This is a genomic window from Paenibacillus sp. H1-7 (assembly GCF_022354825.1).
Taxonomy (GTDB): domain Bacteria; phylum Bacillota; class Bacilli; order Paenibacillales; family NBRC-103111; genus Paenibacillus_S.
The window spans coordinates 3,192,760-3,213,907 of sequence record NZ_CP031168.1; the positions used below are offsets into that span (position 1 = coordinate 3,192,760).

Below are 21,148 nucleotides of genomic sequence, written 5' to 3' on the forward strand. Positions count from 1 at the left end.
ATGGGCTTGCAAACGGTATACGCGGATCTGCACATTCATATCGGACGGACGGAAGAAGGAAAAGCGGTGAAAATTAGCGCCGCCAACAATCTGACATTCTATAACATTGCCAAAGAAGCGTCGCAGCGCAAGGGCATCGATATGATCGGCATCATCGACTGCCAATCCCCATCCGTACAGCGAGATATACTGCAATATTTGGATAAGGGAGAAATGGAAGAGCTGCCTGGCGGAGGAATCCGCTTCCAGCAGACGACGGTTATACTAGGCAGCGAGATTGAAGTGCGCGATCCCGGGATGGGGCCGGCGCATTTGCTCGCTTACATGCCGACGGTGGAATCCATGCGGCGCTTCACCGAATGGCTGGCCAAGCATATGAAAAATGTCGGGCTGAGCTCGCAGCGCATTTATGTGCCCGGAAGGGAATTGCAGCGGGAGGTGAAGGACCGCGGCGGGCTGTTCGTCCCGGCGCACCTTTTCACCCCGCATAAAAGCATATACGGCAGCAGCTCCACACGAATGGAGCACCTGCTCGATCTGGACCAGATCGATGCGGTAGAGCTCGGTCTCAGCGCCGATTCGGAGATGGCCGGCTATATTTCGGAGCTGGACCGCTATACGTATTTGACCAACTCCGACGCGCATTCCTTGGCTAAGATCGGCCGCGAATATAACAAGCTGCAGCTCGCGGAGCCGAGCTTTGAAGAGCTGCGGCTGGCCTTGGCCCGCCGGGAAGGGCGTGCCGTCACGGCGAACTACGGCTTGAATCCCCGGCTTGGCAAGTATCACCGCACTTACTGCTCTGGCTGCAGCGAGACCGCTGATGATAAGGAGACAGCGGCGGAACGGTGCCTTCAATGCGGCAGCAAGAAAATCGTTCGCGGCGTGATGGACCGCATCTATGACATTGCAGATCGGCCGGAGGGCGAATCTTATGTACCGGACTATCGTCCGCCTTACTACTATCAGGTTCCGCTCGAGTACATCCCGGGTCTGGGCCCCAAGAGACTCGATGCGCTCCTAGCTGAATTCGGCACGGAAATGAACCTGCTTCACCGGGTGTCATATGAACAGCTGGAACGAGCGGCGGGCCAAGATATCGCCGATTATATTGTGCAAGCACGCGAGAACAAGCTGGTGCTGGAAGTCGGCGGTGGCGGCCGCTACGGCAAAGTTGCCGCGAAGTCACACGCAGGCCTGCACGAGTAACGAGCTTTTTTGGTCATATCTGCTAGTTACCCTTCATATGCTTGTACTAATCATGCAAGGGAGGCTGGCAGCATGAACCGAAACCGCTCGCTACAGCTGTATATGAAAGAGCATTTGTCGCTCTATGTTTTCGTAGGCATCATATTTCTTATCGGGGTCGTATTCGGGGCCGTTATGGTGAATGCCTTGTCTTTAGAGCAGAAGCAGGAAATTTCGCGCCACTTGAGCAACTTCTTCCTTTCGGTGGACCAAGGCGAGTTCACGGATGTACAATCCTCGTTCCAGCAGTCGTTCAGCCTGCATATCAAATGGATACTAATGATCTGGATATTGGGTATGTCGGTGATCGGCCTGCCGCTGATTTGGATCCTTGATTTTTTAAAAGGCGTGCTGGTAGGCTTCACGGTCGGTTATTTGGTTGGACAGCTGTCCTGGAAAGGGCTGCTGTTTGCGCTCGTTTCGGTAGCTCCGCAAAACCTGATTGTGATTCCCGCGCTCATTGTATGCAGCGTAACGGCGATGGCGTTCTCCATCCATATGGTGAAGCATCGGTTTATGCCGCGCAGGGGCGCCTTTTATGAGCCGTTCATGAAATATTCGGCCACAGTACTGCTTTCCATTGCGCTCCTTGCGGGTGCGGCTCTACTGGAAGCGTACGTTTCTCCGGTGATGATGAAGTGGGTAACACCTATGCTGGTTACATTGGGGTTTGACTTTCCAGCCGCCCTCCACCTATAATAAGGAGAAGCCCAGTAAAAGCTACGGTGTTACTTCGTCGTACCTTGACCGGGAGCAGACTTACGCAGCAGGTTTTGCTATCGCAAAACCCGTAGGGGGAGTAGCATGGAATCTCGCATTGAAAAAATCAAACAGCAGCTGCAGTCACAGGGCTACAAGCTTACTCCTCAACGGGAAGCTACAGTCCGTGTGCTGCTTGAAAACGAAGAAGACCATCTCAGCGCGGAAGACGTATTTATGCTCGTCAAAGATAAAGCTCCCGAAATCGGCTTGGCTACCGTGTACAGGACGCTTGAGCTCTTAAGCGAGCTGCATGTTGTCGAGAAGATGAACTTCGGCGATGGCGTAGCACGATACGATTTGCGAAACGACAGCACTCATCATCATCATCATCATTTAATCTGCGTGCAATGCGGTGCCGTGGATGAGATTATGGAAGATTGGCTGGGACCGCTCGAAGAACGCCTAGAGAAGGAATTCGGTTTTCAAGTTCTGGATCACCGCCTTGATTTTCAAGGCATCTGTCACCGTTGTACGGGTAAAAACAAAACTAATTAAACAAACAAAACCTTCGGCTTGCTTTACGCAAACGGAGGTTTTTTGCGTTGTTGCGGCCGTTTATCCGTTTATAAGGGCATGAAAAAACCGGCGCCATCAGGCGGCCGGCGACATTTTATATTTTAATCCCCAAAACGTGGTCCATAGGAATGAACCCGATGTTTCGGCTGTCCTTGCTGTTATTCCGGTTATCCCCCATGACGAACAAATGGTCTGCTGGAACCGTAATTTTTTCGTTGGTCGTATAATTCATCGTTTCATTCAAATAAGGCTCATTGAGAGGCTCGCCGTTTCGATATACTTGATGGTTCTTGAATTCCAGCACATCCCCGGCTTTGCCGATGACCCGCTTCACATAGACGGTGCGGTTGTCGTCCCCGCCTGTAAACAAAGAAATCAACGGATGCTCCATAATATCGTCCAGCAGATTACGCTTGCGGTCTACCCGGCTGTCGATGATGACGATATCGCTGTAATCAGGTTCTAGGCGGAACGTGTGCGATAGTTTCGATATAAAAATCCGCTGCTGATCGTGCAGTGTCGGGTCCATGGAGTGCCCCATCACCTTGGTCGGCTGGATAATAAACACGCCAACCAGCAAGGCGAGAATAATAGCCGCTCCAATGGAGCCTGCCCAGCTTCGAATTTCGGCTCCTATTTTTTTCATATGAGTTCCCCTTCCCCAAAGAGAGTTTCTGAATAAAGTATACCATGAGGCTGCGCGAAGAGCCAAAGGTAGTTGCTTGTACAAGATTCGGCACACGGACTGTTGTTTCCGCCGCGGCTTCCGCGATTAATGCATACGTGAATAGGGGAACGTATGGGTATAGGAAAGCAGTAAGCCATTCGAAAGGAGAGGCTGTCATGGGCAAGCAGCAAGTAATAGGCGTTCCGAAGGAAATCAAAAACAATGAAAACCGTGTCGCTCTGACACCCGGCGGAGCAGGTATGCTGCTTCAGCATGGGCATCAAGTGCTTGTAGAGAAGGGAGCCGGGGCGGGCAGCGGTTTTGCCGACCAAGACTATGCTCAGGAAGGGGCCGTCTTGCTGGACAAGGCGGAGGACGTATGGGGTCAATCCGATATGATCATGAAGGTGAAGGAGCCGCTGCCCGAGGAATACGCGTATTTCAGAGAGCACCTGACCCTGTTTACTTACTTGCATCTTGCGGCGGAGCCTCGGTTGACCGAAGCTTTGCTCCACAGCAAAGTGACCGGCATTGCCTACGAAACGATCCAGATGCCGAACGGCAGCCTGCCTCTGCTGACGCCGATGAGCGAAGTGGCTGGACGGATGTCGGTACAGGTCGGAGCGCAATTTCTGGAAAAGTTTTATGGCGGCAGAGGCATCCTGCTTGGAGGTGTTCCAGGAGTCCCGCCGGCGGACGTAATAGTCCTCGGGGGAGGCATTGTAGGCACGAATGCGGCCAAAATGGCTCTGGGGCTGGGAGCCAACGTCGTGATTATCGACCGGAGCGCGGATCGGCTGCGGTACCTCGACGACGTGTTCCACGGGCGGATCCGTACGCTCATGTCGAATCCGTATAATATAGCAAGCGCCGTGCAAAAAGCGGATTTGCTTATAGGAGCCGTCCTCATCCCCGGAGCCAAAGCGCCGAAGCTCGTAACCGAGGATATGGTGAAGCAGATGAAGCCGGGGGCGGTTATTGTGGATGTGGCGGTAGATCAGGGCGGAACGATAGCTACAGTCGACCGGGTGACGACGCATAGCGATCCCGTTTATGAGAAGCACGGGGTGATTCATTACGCGGTCGCGAATATGCCGGGAGCGGTGCCCCGAACGTCCACGCTGGCCTTGACGAATGTGACGTTGTCCTATGCCGTCGAGCTGGCGGACAAAGGCCTGCATGCCGCCTTGAAGGTACATCCCGAGCTGAAGCCGGGAGTCAACACGTTTATGGGCCACGTGACGCATTCGGCCGTAGCCGATGCCGTCGGACGTCCATATACGGAGCTGGAACCGCTCCTCCAAGTGGCGCAGAGCGATCCATCATAATTCGATACTGCGGATCATAGTCTATCCTTAGGGAGGAGGTACAGGCTATGATCTTTTCTTTTCGCAAGCTGAAGGATCAAATGAAATTTATGGTCGTCTTCGTGGTGTTTACTTATGCTCTGTATCATTTGCTGGTTATGGTTACGCATTGGATCGAGCCGACGCACCGGTACCGGCAGCCTGCGGGCAAAGCGGTCAAAGTATTTCAGGATCACGTAATGATAACGGACCAGGGACCGATGGGGGAACGGTTAAAATTGTTTTACTGGCTTGGGGAGTAAACAAAACAGTTTTTCATCTAGAAAGCAGGATTCTTTCCTTTCATGTTGAATTTCTTATGAATGGATCGAAACAGATGTTCCCACGGTTGGCCATCGCGGGGATGACACGGAAAGGGAAATCATCATGAAAAAGGAACTGGACTCGTTTGTACTTTTTTTGACCGACGAGCGGGGGCTTGCCAAAAACACGGTGGAATCTTACGAACGGGATATTGTCCAATATCTCGACTATTTGCCGACCCAAGGCATCGAAGTGCTTTCGGATACCAAAAAAATTCATATAACCAACTACTTGCAGCATTTGCGCCGACTCGGACGGGCAGCCGCCACCCAATCGCGAACCGTCGTTTCGATAAGGGCATTTTATCAATTTCTTGTGCGCGAGCGCCTGGCTGCTCAGGATCCGACCATGCATCTGGAAATGCCCAAGCTCGAAAAGCGGCTGCCGAGCGTGCTGACGATTGCCGAGGTCGAATCGCTGCTTAACGCGCCTCCAACGGGGGTTCCGAACGGCATGCGCGATAAAGCGATGCTTGAGGTGCTCTATGCAACAGGAATCCGCGTATCGGAGCTCATCTCGCTGGATGTCGACAACGTCAATCTGGAGATGGGGTTTCTGCGCTGCGTAGGGAAAGCCTCCAAGGAGCGGATAATCCCGCTCGGCGCCATCGCCTCCGAATTTGTCGGCCATTATGTCAACACGATGAGGCCGAAGCTGCTGAAGCAGTCCAAGACGGAGACGGCCCTGTTCATCAATCATTTGGGAACAAGAATAACCCGGCAAGGGTTTTGGAAAATTATAAAAAGGTATGCGTCGGAGACGCAAATCGTAAAAGAAATAACGCCTCATACACTGCGTCATTCCTTCGCCGCCCACTTGCTCGAAAACGGCGCGGATCTGCGGTCCGTCCAGGAAATGCTCGGCCATGCGGACATCTCGACCACGCAAATTTATGTGCAGGTCGCCCGCGGCAAGATGAAGGACGTCTACGACAAGGCGCATCCGAGAGCAAAGAAGCAAATGGTTGACTTAGGCTGATACATAAGCGGGCTGCCCTCGGCAGTTGAACCACAGCAGCTGGAGGAAGGTACCCCAACTGGATGCCGTTACCGCTTTTTCCATACCGAGGGTTTCTCGACAAGCTCAGCCGGCCGCTGGCCGGCTTTTTTTCCGTATGGCAGGACGCAGCGTTTTGCAAACAGGCACAGGTTTTGCGATAATAGCAAAAGATGGATAAGAATAGGAGGGGCTCCGCTTGAAGTTCCAACGTATATGTTTGATTGTTCTTGACAGCGTGGGGATAGGAGAGCTGCCTGACGCACCGTCGTTCGGCGATTCCGGCTCCCATACGCTCGGACATATTGCCGAGAGAAACGCGGACTTCTCGCTGCCGCATATGCAGCAGTACGGTCTTGGCAATATAGCGCCGCTGAAGCGGGTTGAGCCTGCCGATAGACCGCTCGCAAGCTATGGGAAAATGGCGGAGGTGTCGGTCGGCAAAGACACGATGACAGGCCATTGGGAAATTATGGGCTTGAAGGTCGAAATCCCGTTCAACGTCTTTCCCGACGGATTTCCGGCTGAATTGATCGAACGATTCGAGAAGGAAACGGGCCGCAAGGTCATCGGAAATAAACCGGCCTCGGGCACGGAAATATTGGACGAGCTGGGCGAAGAGCAGATGAAGACAGGAGCATGGATCGTCTATACATCCGCGGACAGTGTGTTCCAGCTTGCAGCTCATGAAGAGATCATCCCGCTCGAGGAGCTGTACCGAGCTTGCGAGATCGCAAGAAAGCTGACGCTGGAGGACCCTTATGCGGTGGGGCGCGTCATCGCCCGTCCTTATGTTGGCAAGCCGGGAGAGTTCAAGCGGACGCCGAACCGGCACGATTATGCCGTGAAGCCTCCGCAGCCGACGGTGATGAACCATCTGAAGGATGCCGGGCTGGACTGCATCGCTATCGGCAAGATCAACGATATTTACTCCGGGGAAGGCGTCACGGAAGCACGCCCGACCAAGAGCAACCTCGACGGGATCCAGGCTACGATCGAGCATATGCAAAAGCCGTTTCACGGGCTTGTATTTACGAACCTCGTCGATTTCGATTCGCTGTACGGCCATCGTCGCGATCCTGCAGGCTACGCCAAAGCATTGGAGGAATTCGATGCATGGCTTCCTAAGCTGCAGCAATGTCTCGGACCTGACGATTTGCTCATATTAACCGCCGACCACGGGAACGATCCGATTCATCACGGAACGGACCATACGAGGGAATATGTACCGCTGCTCGTGTACAGTCCTGCTCTTCCATCGGTCAATCTCGGCGTACGCAGCACGTTTGCCGATGTCGGAGCGACCATCGCCGATAACTTCGGCGTGGCATCGACCGGCAACGGGACAAGCTTTTTGCACGAGCTATCCTAAGCTTAACCAACATATAGGGAGGGTTTAATCCATGGGAGACAAAACTTTGCTTAACAAAATCCAAGAGGCCGCCGATTACATCCGCAGCAAGTATGCCGAAGCACCTTCGATCGGCCTGATTCTTGGCTCCGGGCTTGGCGTTATTGCGGACTTGGTGGAGAACGCCATGGTGATCCAATACGATCAGATTCCGCATTTTCCGGCCTCTACCGTGGAAGGTCACGCAGGCGAATTGCTGCTCGGAACGATTCAAGGCAAACACGTGCTGCTGATGAAGGGCCGCTTCCATATGTACGAAGGCTACGGAGTGGAGGTCGTTTCGTTCCCGGTTCGCGTAATGAAGGAGCTGGGTGTCAAGACGCTGCTCGTTACAAACGCGGCGGGCGGTATCAATACGTCCTATGAAGTCGGCGACCTGATGCTGATTAAGGACCATATCAACTTTACTTTCCGCAATCCTTTGATCGGACCGAACTTGAGCGAGCTGGGTGTCCGCTTCCCCGATATGTCCGAAGCGTACAGCCGCGCATTGCGCCAAACGGCCAAGAAAGTGGCGGAAGAGCAGGGAGTCAAGCTGCAGGAGGGTGTGTACATCGGACTGCTCGGGCCTACCTATGAAACTCCTGCGGAAATCCGGATGATGCGAACGCTAGGGGCTGACGCCGTAGGGATGTCCACTGTAGCGGAGGTCATAGTCGCCCGCCATGCCGGCATCGAGGTGTTGGGCTTCTCCTGCATCAGCAACATGGCCGCAGGCATTTTGGATCAGCCGCTATCCCACGAAGAAGTAATGGAAACGACCGAGCGCGTGAAGCCCAAATTCCTTAAGCTGATTTTGGGCATCGTTGGACAATTGAGCTAAAAGGGTCGTCAGGACGAAAGGAGCACGGCTGTTTTGGACAAAACCTATACGCAGCAAATAGAAGAAGCGGCTAGCTGGATTCAGGAGCGGCTTCAAGGGAAACGCCCGCAGATCGGCCTCATCCTGGGCTCGGGCCTCGGAGATTTGGCGGAACAGGTTACGGAAGCATTGACCATTGCCTACGACCAAATCCCGCATTTTCCCGTATCAACGGTAGAAGGCCATGCAGGCCAATTCGTTATCGGCTCGCTGGAAGGCAAGCAGGTTATGGTTATGCAGGGCCGGTTTCATTATTATGAAGGCTACTCGATGAAAAAAGTCGTCTTCCCGGTCTATGTCATGAAGAAGCTGGGAGTTCAGTCGCTGGTCATTACCAATGCGGCCGGGGGCATGAACCGCTCCTTCCGGGCAGGAGATTTGATGCTGATTTCGGATCATCTCAACATGACCGGAGACAATCCTCTGATCGGTAAGAACGATCCGGCTCTCGGACTGAGATTCCCCGATATGTCGGAGGCGTACAATCGGGAGTACCGCGCTCTGGCGAAGTCCATCGGGCAGCGGATGCAGGGCGAGGGCAAGCAAATCCGCCTTCAGGAAGGCGTCTACAGCGGCATCAGCGGGCCGAACTATTTGCCGCCGGCCGAGCTTACGATGCTGGCTAACCTGGGCGGCGACGCCATCGGCATGTCGACGGTCGGCGAGGTGATCGCAGCCCGTCATACAGGGCTTAAGGTGCTCGGCATTTCGTGCATTACGGATATGGCGATCGGCGAGGAGCTGGAGCCGTTGTCTCACGAGCAGGTAATGGAAGTGGCGAACCGGACGAAGCCGATGTTTATCGAGCTGGTCAAATCGTTTGTTCGCGAAGTGAACGTGTAACCCCCATGGCCGGTCTTTACCGTTATGGAGCCCAAGCTCGTGATAGTGGTTATCACTACGAGATTAAGACGTGCTCCATGTAACTGTAAGCCGGCCGTTCTTTTTTGCTCAACATATTTCTACCGAATCATGGCCATACGCGAACTGCAGCTCCGTCTCCCGATCGACCAATTGCTTTAAATACCCTAGCAGCTGGGGCCGCAGCTCCTCTCTTCGCAATCCGATCTCCATAATCGCCTTCATATAGCCGAGCTTATCACCGATATCGTAACGATCCGCATCGAGCTGCAGCGCCAGCAGCTTCTCTTGCTTTCCGGCTTCACGAAGCGCATCCGTCAGCTGGTACTCATTGCCGGACCCTCGGTCAATCCGCTCAAGAATCGGAAAGATCGACGGCTTCAAGATATAACGTCCCATAATCGCAATTTGTGACGGAGCATTCCGGATATCGGGCTTTTCCACCAGATCGTCTACCTCGTACAAAGTATTCCCAAGCGGTCGGTTGGAAGGATCGATAATCCCGTACTTCTTAACGTCCTCCAGTTCAACCGGCTGAACTCCGATAACCGGGCTATCGTACGCCGAATACACGTCGATCATTTGCTGCAGCGCCGGAGCTTCCGAAACCATAATATCGTCACCCAGCATAACGGCGAACGGCTCGTCACCGATAAATTGCTGAGCGCACAAGATTGCGTGACCGAGACCTAACGGCTCCTTTTGCCGGATATAATGGATGGCCGCCATATCGGTTATGCACTGAACCTCCTTCAGCAAGTCCAGCTTTCCTTTCTCCGCCAGCGTTTGCTCCAGCTCGAACGATTTATCGAAATGGTCCTCGATCGATTTCTTGTTTCTTCCCGTCACGATAATGATACTTTCAATGCCGGACTGTACCGCTTCTTCGACAATGTATTGAATGGCCGGCTTATCTACAATCGGCAGCATTTCTTTAGGCTGCGCCTTCGTAGCGGGCAGGAAGCGGGTACCTAATCCCGCTGCGGGAATGACTGCTTTTCTGATTTTCATCCTGTTCACTCCTAATCTTGGGATAATCGGAACACCCACCATCGGCTTCCGGTAAAATTAATCAGTGCTCCCGCCATAGCGGAAGCGAGCTTGCTGACAAGCAAAGGCAGTCCTGCTTGCGTATAAAGAATGGATAACACCCAGGAGGTAAAAAGCAGCACGACGCCGTTCAACGCCAGAATAGCAAGCTGTCCACATTGTTCGTTCTGGCAACGGCGGTAAGCACCGGCGTACAAGCCATCGCGAGCGCCCCGAGGCGCGCGGCGCCGATTCCGAACGACGGCTTTAGCAGAACGTAGATCAGCAGAACGGAGCCGATGCCTGCCAAAGCTTGCGGTAAAATAACGCTCCATCCATGCATCCCGAACACCGCGGCGCTGGCCGTTTGCACCCAGAAGGTGACCGGCGGCTTATCCACCGTGACATACCCGGCCGGGTCGAAGGAGGCGTAGAAAAAATTATGAAAGCTCTGCAGCATGCTGGTTACAGCCGCCGTGTAATAGGCGTTAACGTAGGTTTCTTTCCAAATTTCAAATAGATTCAAAAAAGCGGATAATAAGGCTATGCCGACGAGCGCCATATCCACCTTTCGATTTCGCATCAGTCTCATCCGGTTACACTCCCATAACGCAATTTGGTTTGAATCGTTGTGTGCTGGTTTCATTATGGGAGATCCAACTGAATTGAACTTGAGGATGAACTGAATATTTGCTGAGTGGCAGAGCACCCCGCTGGAGCTGCATGCGCGGCGGTTCGTTTAATGGTTTTTTTCAGCTTGTGTTCAGCTTCCGTTCAGACATGATTCAGTTGACGATCAGATAATAAAGATGCACATGAGAGAAAATGGTGTACAATGTGATATGAGGTGAATGGAATGAATCAACTAAAAGGGATCAAAATTTTACTCGTAGACGACGAGCCGAATATATTGCAATTTTTGGAGCTGGGCTTGCGCAATGAAGGCTTTGAAATTGAAACGGCGCAGGATGGATTCGCAGCCATAACCTCGGCCAGACAATTTCAGCCTCATATTGTCATTCTCGATGTCATGATGCCGGGAATGGACGGCTTTGAGGTGTGCCGGATGCTCAAGAAAACCGGCAATATTGCCGTCATTATGCTCACGGCCAAGGAAGAAGTGGAGGATCGGGTGAAAGGTTTGACACTCGGGGCCGACGATTATATGGTCAAGCCGTTCAGCTTCGAGGAGCTGCTCGCCCGCATTCATGCGAGAATACGCAATCATTTTCCAAACCTTCTGGGAGAAGTCAGCATCGGACCGTTCCGCATCGATGACCGCCGTAAGGAAATCAGCTACGATAACCGCGTTCTGGAGCTGTCGCCGACGGAATATGAGCTGCTCTCGTTTCTTGTGATCAATCATGGGCTTGTGCTGAGTAAAAGTAAAATTTTGGATAAAGTATGGGGCTACGATTTCGGCGGGGAAGAGAACATCGTAGAGGTATACATCCGGTCCTTGAGGGATAAATTGCAGGACAAGGAGCATAAGCTGATCCGCACCTTACGGGGCGCAGGCTATCGGGTTGATCTGACATGAAAGGGCAGCGTCTCAATAACATGGTGAGATTCCTATGGCCAAGATCGCTGCGATACCAGCTGTTGTCCCGCTCCTTGCTAATTTTGGCCGGACTGCTGCTTCTTACCGGGATCTTGCAGTACGTCTACATGAAGCAGTTCATTTATAAGAATAAAGCGGAGTCGATCCAAAACCAGATCATGACGATTCCGCGGGAAGTCTGGCCGAATCTGGCCAATTCCAACATCATTCGCAAAGATCCTCCGATGCGCGGGCTGCTGTTTTCGCCGGATTCATCGGTCGCTTTTATCAATCCGGAGGGCGAATTCAACATTATCGTGGAGCCGCCGGACAACGCTTTGACCGTTCAGCTGCCTGCGGGCGAGTATATGGAGGCTATGCGCAAAAAGCCGGGAATGCATTACCGGATCGTTACGGTCAATGGAACCGAGCAGCTCGTTGTTCTTCATACGATTGTGAATAAAGCGAAAAACGTAGCCGGCCTGGTCCAGGTCAGCATCGGTACGGCACCTTTGAAGGAGGTGCTATGGGGACAACTGCTCACTTTCATCGCGGTCGCTTTGATCGCCTTGATTTTCGGTTTATTAACGTTTTTGCCCGTATTGAAACGGACGCTGATCCCATTATCCAAAATGGTCGGGACCATGGAGAAGATCGATGCGGGGAATTTGGACGAACGGCTGCCGGATCATCAAAATCAGCTGGAAATAGACCGTCTGTCCATTTCCTTTAACCGGATGCTGGAGAGGCTGGAAGCTTCCTTTGAAGCGGAAAAAGAAGCGAAGGAGCGAATGAGGCGCTTTATTGCCGATGCTTCCCATGAGCTTCGTACCCCGCTTACATCCATTCACGGCTTTCTGGAAATTTTGCTGCGCGGAGCGGCCAATCAGCCAGACCAGCTGCACAAAGCGTTGACGAGTATGTATTCGGAGTCGGGGCGGATCAACAAGCTCGTGCAGGATTTACTGCTGCTGGCCAAGCTGGACCGGACCCCGGTGACGGAAATGCAGGAGGGGCTGCTGGATGAAGTGGTTCACAGCATGGAGCCTCAGCTGAAGCTGATGGCGGGAGACCGAAGCGTAAGCTTCTCCCTGGCGCCGAGCACGAAGTGCATGTTTGATCAGGATAAAATGAAGCAGGTCGTCTTGAATTTGTTTCATAATGCCGTCCAGCATACAAATCCGGTGTCCGGCCATATTGAAATCATCGTGCAGAATGTATCCGAAGGGGTTGAGCTGACGGTGAAGGACAATGGGTCCGGAATCCCCAAGGAGCATCTGCCTCACTTGTTCGACCGGTTTTACCGCATCGATACATCTCGTGCGCGCAAGCACGGCGGGGCGGGATTGGGATTGTCCATTACGAAGTCAATTGCGGATATTCACAGAGGGAAGCTGACGGTGGAAAGCGCGGAAGGGCAGGGAAGCGCTTTTCGCCTCTGGATTCCGTGCCGGCAGAGCGCGTGAAAGAAAAGACTGCCGCCTAGTAAGCTTTGAAAGGGCTTATAGGCGTTCAGTCTTTTTTGCATATGCGGAAATACAATCGGGTCTCCCCACAAAGGAGGTCTGTTCTGTTTGAACATCCAACCTTTACATTATGGGGTTGGTTGTTTTGCTTATGCCGTTAGCGTTTATTGGACTTTTTGGCGCCTTTATCGCTAGTGCGGGTCGTCGTATTCTGGTTGGCGTGACCTTGCTGCTTGTCTGACATGCTATTCACCTCCGCTGCCGCGTTGTAGCCTGGAAATAGGCTTTTATAGTATGACAAGCCGTTATTGTACATATACATGAGTATAGACGTAATAAAAAAACGTTAATTTGGTGTAGATAGGTCTTTTAGACCACCGATAATCATGTTATACTGTGGGTACAAGGGACTATAAACGGTTGGGAAGTGACAGAGATGAGTATTCTGGCAGTGGCTAATTGTCCCGGTTGCGGGAGAGTGTTTCAGCGGAACCTGCGCAACATGTGCACAGATTGCATGAAGTCGCTTGATAGTGAGTTCGATATATGTTACCGGTTTATGCTGCAAAATCGCAAGGCTACGACAGAACAGCTCCGATCGGCAACAGGAGTATCCTCGCAACGGCTTACAGCATGGATTAAAGAAAAGCGGCTGTCGGTGAAGGATTTTCCCCATTTGTCTTATCCGTGCAACAGCTGCGGAGTCCCGATCCACCAGAATCAGCTATGCGTTTCATGCAGCAGCAGAATATCAAGAGATATTCGTGATTTGCTGCATAAGGAAGAGAAAGTCGCCAGCGCAGGTATCGGCTTCAGAAGCCTTCGCAGGACGAATTAGCACGAGAGATCATCCCTGGTCAATGGACCGGGGATTTTTGCTTTTGCGACATTTTATGATAGAATGACTTCTGAGCAGCGCAGATTGTTAAATTGTCACAAATTTTTCACCTGATTCCCTCGAAAGGGAATAGGTAAAGAGCGTTTCATTTTGTACAATAAACCTATACGAGGTAGTTCAAAAAGTCGTCTTTTGATCCCGAAGCAGGTCACGAAGCAAATTCGGCATCGAATCTTGCACTTACCTTCGAAGGAGCTATGCTTACGAAGTAAGCTTTCCTCACGGAAAACTCTATGGTGCTCATGTAGGCTTTCCCTACACTCGGCTCCTCCTTCAGGTTCTCACAACCTTCTCGGTGCTGAAAACCCGACTTTTTGAATATGCACTATACGTCTATTGGTAAAACTGTTAGGGGGATATTTCCAAGATGCAAAAGTGGATTATGTTCAGTTTGTTTATCGTAGCCTGTTTACTGGGTGCGGGAGTGTTGTTCCAAAATATTTCCGAGCGTCAAGCAGAGATGGCTTCGGAATCCAAGGCTGGACCACAGTTGAAATTCATCGCTTCGAATTATCAATTCGACAAGGCTGAGTATACCGTGAAAGCTGGCGAGAAAGTAACGGTTTCTTTGCAAAATAAAGAAGGTCTCCATGCTATGGAAATTGTCGGTTTGAACGTAAAGCTCGATAACAACACCAAATCGGCTGAAGTTACTTTTGACAAACCAGGCACTTACGAGGTCCATTGTGTGCTCCCTTGCGGTCCGGGACATGCTCAAATGATCTCCAAGCTTGTTGTTCAATAATCAACTCATTACTATGTGTTCCTTGGGAGCTGTCTGCTCGACGAATCGTCGGGTTGGGCAGCTTCCTTTTCTTTTTATGCTGTGACCGATATAATAACAGGAAATAGTTGTTATCCTGATCAATCGAGGTGACCGGTAATGAGAACTGTAGATTTGATTCAACGCAAACGGGATGGAGAAACGCTATCGACAGAGGAAATCGAATATTTGATTCACGGGTACAGCACAGGAGACATCCCGGATTATCAAATGTCGGCGTTCGCTATGGCCGTCTTTTTTCGAGGCATGTCCGCCAAAGAAACGGCCGATCTGACTTTGGCCATGGCCCGGTCGGGAGATCAGGTTGATTTGAGCTCGATCCCCGGTGTGAAGGTCGATAAGCACAGCACCGGCGGTGTAGGAGATACGACGACATTGATATTAGCCCCGCTGGTAGCGGCCGCAGGTATTCCGGTTGCCAAAATGTCCGGCAGAGGTCTCGGGCACACGGGAGGGACCATAGATAAGCTCGAGGCGATCGAAGGCTATCGGGTGGAATTGACGAAAGAGCAATTTTTGCAGCAGGTTACTGACATCGGGGTTTCGGTTATTAGTCAGTCGGGCAATATTACGCCTGCAGATAAGAAGCTATACGGACTTCGCGACGTTACCGCCACGGTCGAGTCGATTCCTCTTATTGCCAGCTCGATTATGAGCAAGAAAATCGCCTCTGGCGCAGACGCCATCGTACTCGATGTGAAAACCGGCAGCGGAGCGTTCATGAAATCGCTCGAAGGCTCCATTGAGCTTGCGAAGGCGATGGTGGAAATCGGGGAACAGGTAGGCAGGGAGACCGTAGCCGTCATTACGAATATGGACGAGCCGCTTGGACTAGCGATAGGCAATGCGCTGGAAGTCCGGGAAGCGATTGAGACGCTGCAAGGCTCCGGACCGGATGACTTGACGGAGCTGTGTCTTCTGCTTGGAGCCCACATGATCCAGCTGGGCGGGAAAGCGGCCACCTACGATGAAGCGAGAGAAAAGATGGAACAGCTTCTGCACAATGGAGAAGCATTGGATAAGCTTAAGCGGCTTATTGCCGCTCAAGGCGGCGATAAAGAGCTGGCCGATCATCCGGACCGGCTGCCGTCGGCTGCGTATCAAGCCGAGGTCTTGGCTGCTGAGGACGGATTCGTGTCGCACATCGATGCGGAGGAGCTTGGCGTGACGGCGATGATGCTGGGAGCGGGAAGAGCTACGAAGGAAGATCGGATTGATCTTGCCGTCGGCATGGTGCTGCGCAAAAAAGTCGGAGACGCGGTAAAAGCGGGAGAGCCGCTCGCCGTGCTCCACATGAATCGGAACGAAACGATGTTCACAGAGGAGATGACTCAACGTACGCGCCGTGCGTTTACTTTAACGGGGAATGCCGTTAAGAAGCCTCCGCTAGTCTATGCGGTAGTTTCCAAGCACGGCGTGCAGATGCTGCACAACGAATAATCAGTGTAATTGCCGGGGCGGCTGCGCCCCGGTTTTTTTGTTTGGAGGAGCATGAAGTTTAAATAGATGGTTTTCAGTGTTACAAAATCAAAGGCTAGTGGAAGTCAGCTCAGGTAGAACAAAAGAGGGAATGGATGTGGGGTGAAGAAGCGGCAGCGTCCGCCTTTGAAGCTCGTGTTCCAACCGCTGTAAACCTATGATCAGGAACATGAGCTTCAACAGCGGTCGGAATCCTACAGCCAATTCCCTCCCCGCGCCAACGTGTGGGTCAAGTCAGGGCTTGTTTGATTTTCCAAACTCTTTGCTCCAACAATTACTAAAGAAAGTTCATAAAGCGGTGCTGCTGCAGAGGTGGCATTGATTTTCCTGCGTTTGGAATATTTTACAGCAAACTCGTCAACACTGATTAGCAGTAGTATAACTTATTTTGGAGGGGTAGAAAGGTATGTTCAACAAGGCAATCAAGCTGTTCGTTTCTATCTCGCTGCTAATGTCTTTGGCATTGCCGGCGGTGTTTGCGGAGGAGAAACAAGCTCCGAATCAAGCAGTGGATATGGCACCTAATGCAGCTTCGGCCGCAGTAATTGATGCGGATACCGGCACGGTGATCTTTGAGAAAAATAAAGACGCCAAGCTGCCCCCAGCCAGTATTACGAAAATTATGACCATGCTGCTCATTATGGAAGCATTGGATCAAGGCAAGATCAAGATGGACGACAAGGTGCGTACAAGCGAATACGCTGCGTCCATGGGAGGCTCGCAAATTTTCCTGGAGCCAGGTGAGGAAATGACGGTCCAGGATATGCTGAAAGGAATTGCGATGGCATCGGGTAACGACGCATCGGTTGCCATGGCGGAGAAGCTGGCCGGATCAGAGCAAGCCTTCGTCCAAATGATGAACGACCGCGCAAAGCAGCTAGGGATGAACAATACCCGATTTGCCAACTGTAACGGGCTCCCTGCGGACAATCATTATTCCTCCGCGTACGATATTGCCATCATGTCCCGCGAGCTGCTAAAGCACGAGGAAATCACCCAATTTACCGGCGCTTACCAGGACTACTTGCGCAAGGATACGCCGAAGCCGTTCTGGCTTGTGAATACAAACAAGCTGGTCCGTTTCTACAGCGGAGCCGACGGGCTGAAGACAGGGTATACGAGTGAAGCAAAGTTTTGCTTGTCCGCGACAGCCAGACGCGACAACATGCGCGTAATCAGCGTCGTTATGGGTGAGCCGGATACGAAAACACGCAATTCGGAAGTGTCCAGTCTATTCGACTATGCATTCTCGCAATATACGAATATGCCGATTTTCAATAAAGGAGATTCGCTCGGCCAAATGAAGGTGGGCAAAGGCGAACAACCGTCGGTTGAGCTGACCGCTCCGCAAAAATACAGCGTGCTTCTGAAAAAAGGCGAGGCGGCGGAAGGAATCCGCCATGAGGTTCAACTGCAGGATAACCTGAAGGCTCCCGTCGCTCAAGGGCAGCCGATAGGCAAAATCGTTGTTTATAAAAATGACCAGGTGCTGTCGGAGTTTCAACTGCAATCTCCGGTCGACGTGAAAAAAGCAGGCTGGTGGACGTTGACGAAACGGACAACCAAGCGTTTGTTCTTCATAGATTAGCACCAAGCTTAAAGCTCTGTTCTTAAGCAGGCGCAAGCACAAAATGTCGCATTTCTTCTTTTTGTAGCGCATTTCTTCTAGTTTTGTCGGGTGGCAGGAAAAGGGAAAACCCGTGTAGAAATGAGTGTGCATGAAAGGGAAGGAGTGAGCAGCTTGAGTCTGCATATTGAACTGGAGCATCACCGGAAGGCCCTTATTGTGAGGCTGAAAGGCGAACTGGACCATCATACCGCCGACATCGTGAAGTCGCGTATGGAGGAAGCCTTGGAGAAAGGCGAAACAAGCCACATTATCTTAAGCTTGAAGGAGTTATCCTTCATGGATAGCTCCGGGCTCGGGGTCATTCTCGGACGCTACAAGCAAATCACGGCCAGAGGCGGGAAAATGGTCGTCTGCGACGTTAACCCATCGGTCTACCGTTTGTTTGAAATGTCTGGTTTGTTTAAAATTTTGTCCATCCAGGATAACGAAAGACAAGCTCTCACCAGTTTGGAGGTCGTATCATGAGTGAACGAAATTTTATGACGCTTCAGTTGGCCAGCCGTTCCGAGAATGAATCGTTTGCCCGTGTTACCGTCGCCGCGTTCGTATCCCAGCTGGATCCGACTCTGGATGAGCTGACCGATTTGAAAACCGTCGTCTCGGAAGCTGTCACCAATGCCGTCATTCATGGCTACGACAACCGTCCGGACGGCGTTATCACTATTCATGCCGAGATGGACGGAGACACAGTCTACTTGACTATCGAGGATCAAGGGGCCGGTATCGAGGATCTGGAGCAGGCAAAACAGCCGTTATATACTTCTAAGCCGGAGCTGGAACGATCGGGTATGGGATTTACGATTATGGAAAATTTCATGGATGAGATCGAAATTACGACCGCCGTCGGCGTGGGAACAAAAATAAAAATGAAAAAGCGAATTGAATCTAAAAAAGCTTTATTCAATTAGGGGTCTGATCTATGGATGTCGATTTGAAACATGCCTCCCACAGCTATTTGGATGATGCCGAAGTCAAAAGGTTAATTGCTTTGAGTCAATCCGGAGATGCGTTAGCCAGAGAAACGCTGGTGAACTGCAATATCCGTTTGGTTTGGTCCGTCGTGCAGCGCTTTTTGAACCGGGGTTACGAAGCAGAGGATTTGTTCCAAATTGGCTGCATTGGATTGTTAAAGTCGGTAGATAAATTCGATCTGTCGTATGACGTGAAATTTTCTACTTATGCTGTCCCTATGATCATAGGTGAAATCCAGCGGTTTTTGCGGGATGACGGCACGCTGAAGGTGAGCCGGTCTTTGAAGGAGCTTGCGAACAAAATCCGCAAGACGAAGGACGAGCTGTCGAAGCGTAACGGGCGTCTCCCGACCATCAACGAAGTAGCGAACGAGCTGCAAATCTCTCCGGAGGACGTCGTCTTCGCCCAGGAAGCGAACAAGCCGCTCTCCTCGATCCACGAGACCGTATTTGAGAACGACGGAGATCCGATTACGCTTATGGATCAAATCGCCGATGACGGTCAGGATAAATGGTTCGAGAAGCTGGCCTTGAACGAAGCCATCGGGAGCTTGACGGAACGGGAGCGGCTCATCGTATATTTGCGCTATTTCCGCGATCAGACGCAATCCGAGGTGGCGACCCGGCTCGGGATATCCCAGGTTCAGGTCTCGCGCTTGGAGAAAAAAATATTGCAATCGATCAAGGATCAGATTGCTCAATAAACACAAAAAGACCGATTAGACCGCATTAAGGATGCGGGCTGCCGGTCTTTTTTACTTATAAAGAGTCATACACCCCGCAAAGTATCGGATTGCCTTCGCAGCGAAAGCTCCACTTTACGGGGTTTTCTCACGTGAGTCGCCTATATGGCGTTAGTCTGATAGAAGCTGCCAACCAACGGTTTGCCAAATGGCGCCGCCTGCGTTTGGTTATCTTGCTCTGGATCTGGACTCGTCCGTGAATAAATATTTCAAGCAGTACAATCCGGACAAGCCTACAAGCGTGTATACGATTCGACTGATTCCCGAAGATTCACGATGGACGTCGCCGCCGAAAATAGCCGTCACCAGGTCCCATTCGAACAACCCGATAAGAAGCCAGTTCAAAGCGCCGATAATAACAAGCGTTAATGCCACTTTACCCATTTGGAGCACCCTTTCCTGGGAATAGAGTTAATGTCGTACTTTTACTTTTTCAAAATCATGCGTTTTTTATACGCGCTTGCAAGTGAATTTTTGCCATGCTCTCCGATGACTATCCATCAACCGAAGGATTCATACTATGGGATAAATGCACAAGGGAGTGATTGGGATGAATCCGGCCTCCAAACCAACTTTGTATATCCGGTTGCGAAAGCACATTTGCGTTCAGCCGGGAGAATCCATCTTTCTCGGCAGAATCGCGCAGCTGCTTGTTGACCCCGAATATGAAGAAGCGCTGAGCAAGCTGCTGCTCCATAAGCCGAGAGAACGCGAAGGCAACAAAATCTTGATCGATATGATGCTGATCGTTCAAAAGATCAAGGAGAAGTATCCTTTTTTTCAAATCGAGCATTTCGGTGAGCCGCACTGTCTGGTGGAAATCCACGAATTGCGCAAGCCGCCGAATATTTTGATGATTGTAGGAGTGTGGCTTCTTTTATTTGTCGGGTCCGGACTGGCCATTATGAATTTTCATGCCGATGTTAGCATGGCGCTGGTACATCAGCGAATTTACCAGCTGCTTACAGGGAAATGGGTAGAGCACCCGCTGCTGCTACAAATTCCATACTCTTTCGGGATCGGAATCGGGATGATCGTTTTTTTCAATCATTTGTTCAAAAAGAAATTTAACGAAGAACCGAGTCCGCTGGAGGTGGAAATGTTTCTTTATCAGGAAAATATCAATATGTATGTCGTCACGGAAGAATACGCAAAAATTCATGAAGCGGGGGAAAAGCGATGAGCGGTTGGCTGGCGGTACCTCTGCAAATGTTTATCGGTTTGGCGGGAGGCGTCGCTGTCGGCAGCGGAATGGTCGCATTTCTGGTTGTTTTGGACGTTATCCCCAGGCTGGCGCAAATTACGAGGACGTATCATCTCATCCGCTGGTATGAAGTGTCGGTCGTTGCGGGCTCGTTGTTTTTTACCGCAACGGATTTTTTCAACTGGTCGTACTCCTTCTTTCCGTTGGCTGCCGGGCTGTTCGGAGTGTTTGCCGGAGCATTCGTAGGGATGCTCGCGGGAGCGCTGACGGAAATCGTCAACGTCCTGCCGATATTGACCAAGCGGATCGGGATGGGGTCCTACATGATCTGGCTGCTTATGGCCATGATCTTCGGCAAAGTGCTCGGTTCTTTACTGGATTGGCTCAATTTCCTCGGATAAGAAGAACGGT

The 21,148-nt window shown here is 51.5% G+C and carries 24 protein-coding genes and 1 pseudogene; 20 read left to right on the top strand and 5 right to left on the bottom strand.

Going from position 1 to position 21,148, the window contains the following annotated elements; genetic code table 11:
- The 3 genes from DVH26_RS14105 to fur all read left to right on the top strand — a co-directional run bounded on the left by DVH26_RS14105 (window position 1) and on the right by fur (window position 2,505).
- Window positions 1-1,209 (top strand): endonuclease Q family protein, encoded by a 1,209-nt coding sequence (locus tag DVH26_RS14105; protein ID WP_239634315.1) that lies wholly within the window; start codon window positions 1-3, stop codon window positions 1,207-1,209.
- Window positions 1,210-1,281: 72 nt separating this feature from the next.
- Window positions 1,282-1,947 carry a stage II sporulation protein M gene (spoIIM, locus tag DVH26_RS14110; protein WP_239634316.1) on the top strand — a complete coding sequence of 222 codons (666 nt, stop codon included), beginning with the start codon at window positions 1,282-1,284 and terminating at the stop codon, window positions 1,945-1,947.
- 105 nt (window positions 1,948-2,052) lie between these two features.
- Window positions 2,053-2,505 carry a ferric iron uptake transcriptional regulator gene (gene fur, locus DVH26_RS14115; protein ID WP_239634317.1) on the top strand — a complete coding sequence of 151 codons (453 nt, stop codon included), beginning with the start codon at window positions 2,053-2,055 and terminating at the stop codon, window positions 2,503-2,505.
- A 115-nt stretch (window positions 2,506-2,620) separates the two neighbouring features.
- Here the strand turns inward: fur and lepB are convergent, their stop codons facing one another.
- Window positions 2,621-3,172 (bottom strand): signal peptidase I, encoded by a 552-nt coding sequence (gene lepB / locus DVH26_RS14120; protein WP_239634318.1) that lies wholly within the window; start codon window positions 3,170-3,172, stop codon window positions 2,621-2,623.
- Window positions 3,173-3,369: 197 nt separating this feature from the next.
- On the opposite strand from lepB, the gene ald reads away from it, so the two are divergent.
- The 6 genes from ald to DVH26_RS14150 all read left to right on the top strand — a co-directional run bounded on the left by ald (window position 3,370) and on the right by DVH26_RS14150 (window position 8,975).
- Window positions 3,370-4,521, top strand: a complete 1,152-nt coding sequence (gene ald / locus DVH26_RS14125; protein ID WP_239634319.1) for an alanine dehydrogenase — start codon at window positions 3,370-3,372, stop codon at window positions 4,519-4,521.
- Between the two features lie 47 nt (window positions 4,522-4,568).
- Window positions 4,569-4,802 (top strand): DUF4227 family protein, encoded by a 234-nt coding sequence (locus DVH26_RS14130; protein ID WP_239634320.1) that lies wholly within the window; start codon window positions 4,569-4,571, stop codon window positions 4,800-4,802.
- Window positions 4,803-4,926: 124 nt separating this feature from the next.
- On the top strand, window positions 4,927-5,841 hold the full coding sequence (gene xerD / locus DVH26_RS14135) for a site-specific tyrosine recombinase XerD (protein WP_239634321.1): 915 nt from the start codon (window positions 4,927-4,929) through the stop codon (window positions 5,839-5,841).
- Window positions 5,842-6,058: 217 nt separating this feature from the next.
- Complete coding sequence (gene deoB / locus DVH26_RS14140; RefSeq protein ID WP_239634322.1) at window positions 6,059-7,231, top strand: phosphopentomutase; 1,173 nt, start codon at window positions 6,059-6,061, stop codon at window positions 7,229-7,231.
- Window positions 7,232-7,262: 31 nt separating this feature from the next.
- Window positions 7,263-8,093, top strand: coding sequence for a purine-nucleoside phosphorylase (locus DVH26_RS14145; protein WP_239634323.1), 831 nt, complete (start codon window positions 7,263-7,265; stop codon window positions 8,091-8,093).
- Between the two features lie 33 nt (window positions 8,094-8,126).
- Window positions 8,127-8,975: a purine-nucleoside phosphorylase gene (locus tag DVH26_RS14150; protein WP_239634324.1), complete on the top strand. Its 849-nt coding sequence runs from the start codon at window positions 8,127-8,129 to the stop codon at window positions 8,973-8,975.
- Between the two features lie 108 nt (window positions 8,976-9,083).
- Here DVH26_RS14150 and galU read toward each other — a convergent pair whose 3' ends face one another.
- From galU to DVH26_RS14160, 3 genes and pseudogenes are all read right to left on the bottom strand, one after another.
- The gene (gene galU / locus DVH26_RS14155; protein ID WP_239634325.1) at window positions 9,084-10,004 is read right to left on the bottom strand and encodes a UTP--glucose-1-phosphate uridylyltransferase GalU; all 921 of its coding nucleotides are present in this window, start codon (window positions 10,002-10,004) and stop codon (window positions 9,084-9,086) included.
- A gap of 11 nt (window positions 10,005-10,015) precedes the next feature.
- On the bottom strand, window positions 10,016-10,165 hold the full coding sequence (locus tag DVH26_RS37290; protein ID WP_481857592.1) for a GtrA family protein: 150 nt from the start codon (window positions 10,163-10,165) through the stop codon (window positions 10,016-10,018).
- A 20-nt stretch (window positions 10,166-10,185) separates the two neighbouring features.
- Window positions 10,186-10,605, bottom strand: a pseudogene (locus tag DVH26_RS14160) (ArnT family glycosyltransferase); the annotation flags it as partial.
- A gap of 273 nt (window positions 10,606-10,878) precedes the next feature.
- On the opposite strand from DVH26_RS14160, the gene DVH26_RS14165 reads away from it, so the two are divergent.
- The 9 genes from DVH26_RS14165 (at window position 10,879) to sigF (ending at window position 19,494) form a co-directional block, all read left to right on the top strand.
- Window positions 10,879-11,562, top strand: coding sequence for a response regulator transcription factor (locus DVH26_RS14165; protein WP_239634326.1), 684 nt, complete (start codon window positions 10,879-10,881; stop codon window positions 11,560-11,562).
- Entirely contained in the window at window positions 11,559-13,028 is a 1,470-nt protein-coding gene (locus DVH26_RS14170) for a sensor histidine kinase (RefSeq protein ID WP_239634327.1), read from the top strand. The genes DVH26_RS14165 and DVH26_RS14170 overlap by 4 nt, the downstream gene beginning before the upstream one ends.
- Before the next feature lie 436 nt (window positions 13,029-13,464).
- Window positions 13,465-13,866 (top strand): flagellar protein, encoded by a 402-nt coding sequence (locus DVH26_RS14175; RefSeq protein WP_239634328.1) that lies wholly within the window; start codon window positions 13,465-13,467, stop codon window positions 13,864-13,866.
- A 427-nt stretch (window positions 13,867-14,293) separates the two neighbouring features.
- A complete protein-coding gene (locus tag DVH26_RS14180) occupies window positions 14,294-14,671 on the top strand; it encodes a cupredoxin domain-containing protein (RefSeq protein ID WP_239634329.1) in 378 nt (125 codons plus the stop codon).
- Window positions 14,672-14,809: 138 nt separating this feature from the next.
- Window positions 14,810-16,150, top strand: coding sequence for a pyrimidine-nucleoside phosphorylase (locus DVH26_RS14185; protein WP_239634330.1), 1,341 nt, complete (start codon window positions 14,810-14,812; stop codon window positions 16,148-16,150).
- A gap of 445 nt (window positions 16,151-16,595) precedes the next feature.
- Window positions 16,596-17,777 (top strand): D-alanyl-D-alanine carboxypeptidase family protein, encoded by a 1,182-nt coding sequence (locus DVH26_RS14190; protein WP_239634331.1) that lies wholly within the window; start codon window positions 16,596-16,598, stop codon window positions 17,775-17,777.
- Between the two features lie 153 nt (window positions 17,778-17,930).
- Window positions 17,931-18,284 (top strand): anti-sigma F factor antagonist, encoded by a 354-nt coding sequence (gene spoIIAA, locus DVH26_RS14195; protein WP_239634332.1) that lies wholly within the window; start codon window positions 17,931-17,933, stop codon window positions 18,282-18,284.
- Window positions 18,281-18,727: an anti-sigma F factor gene (spoIIAB, locus tag DVH26_RS14200; RefSeq protein WP_239634333.1), complete on the top strand. Its 447-nt coding sequence runs from the start codon at window positions 18,281-18,283 to the stop codon at window positions 18,725-18,727. Before spoIIAA ends, spoIIAB begins: the two co-directional genes overlap by 4 nt.
- An 11-nt stretch (window positions 18,728-18,738) precedes the next feature.
- On the top strand, window positions 18,739-19,494 hold the full coding sequence (gene sigF / locus DVH26_RS14205) for an RNA polymerase sporulation sigma factor SigF (protein WP_239634334.1): 756 nt from the start codon (window positions 18,739-18,741) through the stop codon (window positions 19,492-19,494).
- Window positions 19,495-19,701: 207 nt separating this feature from the next.
- On the opposite strand, the gene DVH26_RS14210 is transcribed toward sigF, so the two are convergent.
- Window positions 19,702-19,917, bottom strand: a complete 216-nt coding sequence (locus DVH26_RS14210) for a DUF378 domain-containing protein (RefSeq protein ID WP_239634335.1) — start codon at window positions 19,915-19,917, stop codon at window positions 19,702-19,704.
- Window positions 19,918-20,083: 166 nt separating this feature from the next.
- Between DVH26_RS14210 and DVH26_RS14215 the strand changes: the two genes are divergently transcribed.
- Both DVH26_RS14215 and DVH26_RS14220 read left to right on the top strand, forming a co-directional pair.
- A complete protein-coding gene (locus DVH26_RS14215; protein ID WP_239634336.1) occupies window positions 20,084-20,716 on the top strand; it encodes a stage V sporulation protein AA in 633 nt (210 codons plus the stop codon).
- On the top strand, window positions 20,713-21,138 hold the full coding sequence (locus DVH26_RS14220) for a stage V sporulation protein AB (RefSeq protein ID WP_239634337.1): 426 nt from the start codon (window positions 20,713-20,715) through the stop codon (window positions 21,136-21,138). Before DVH26_RS14215 ends, DVH26_RS14220 begins: the two co-directional genes overlap by 4 nt.
- Window positions 21,139-21,148 lie beyond the last annotated feature (10 nt).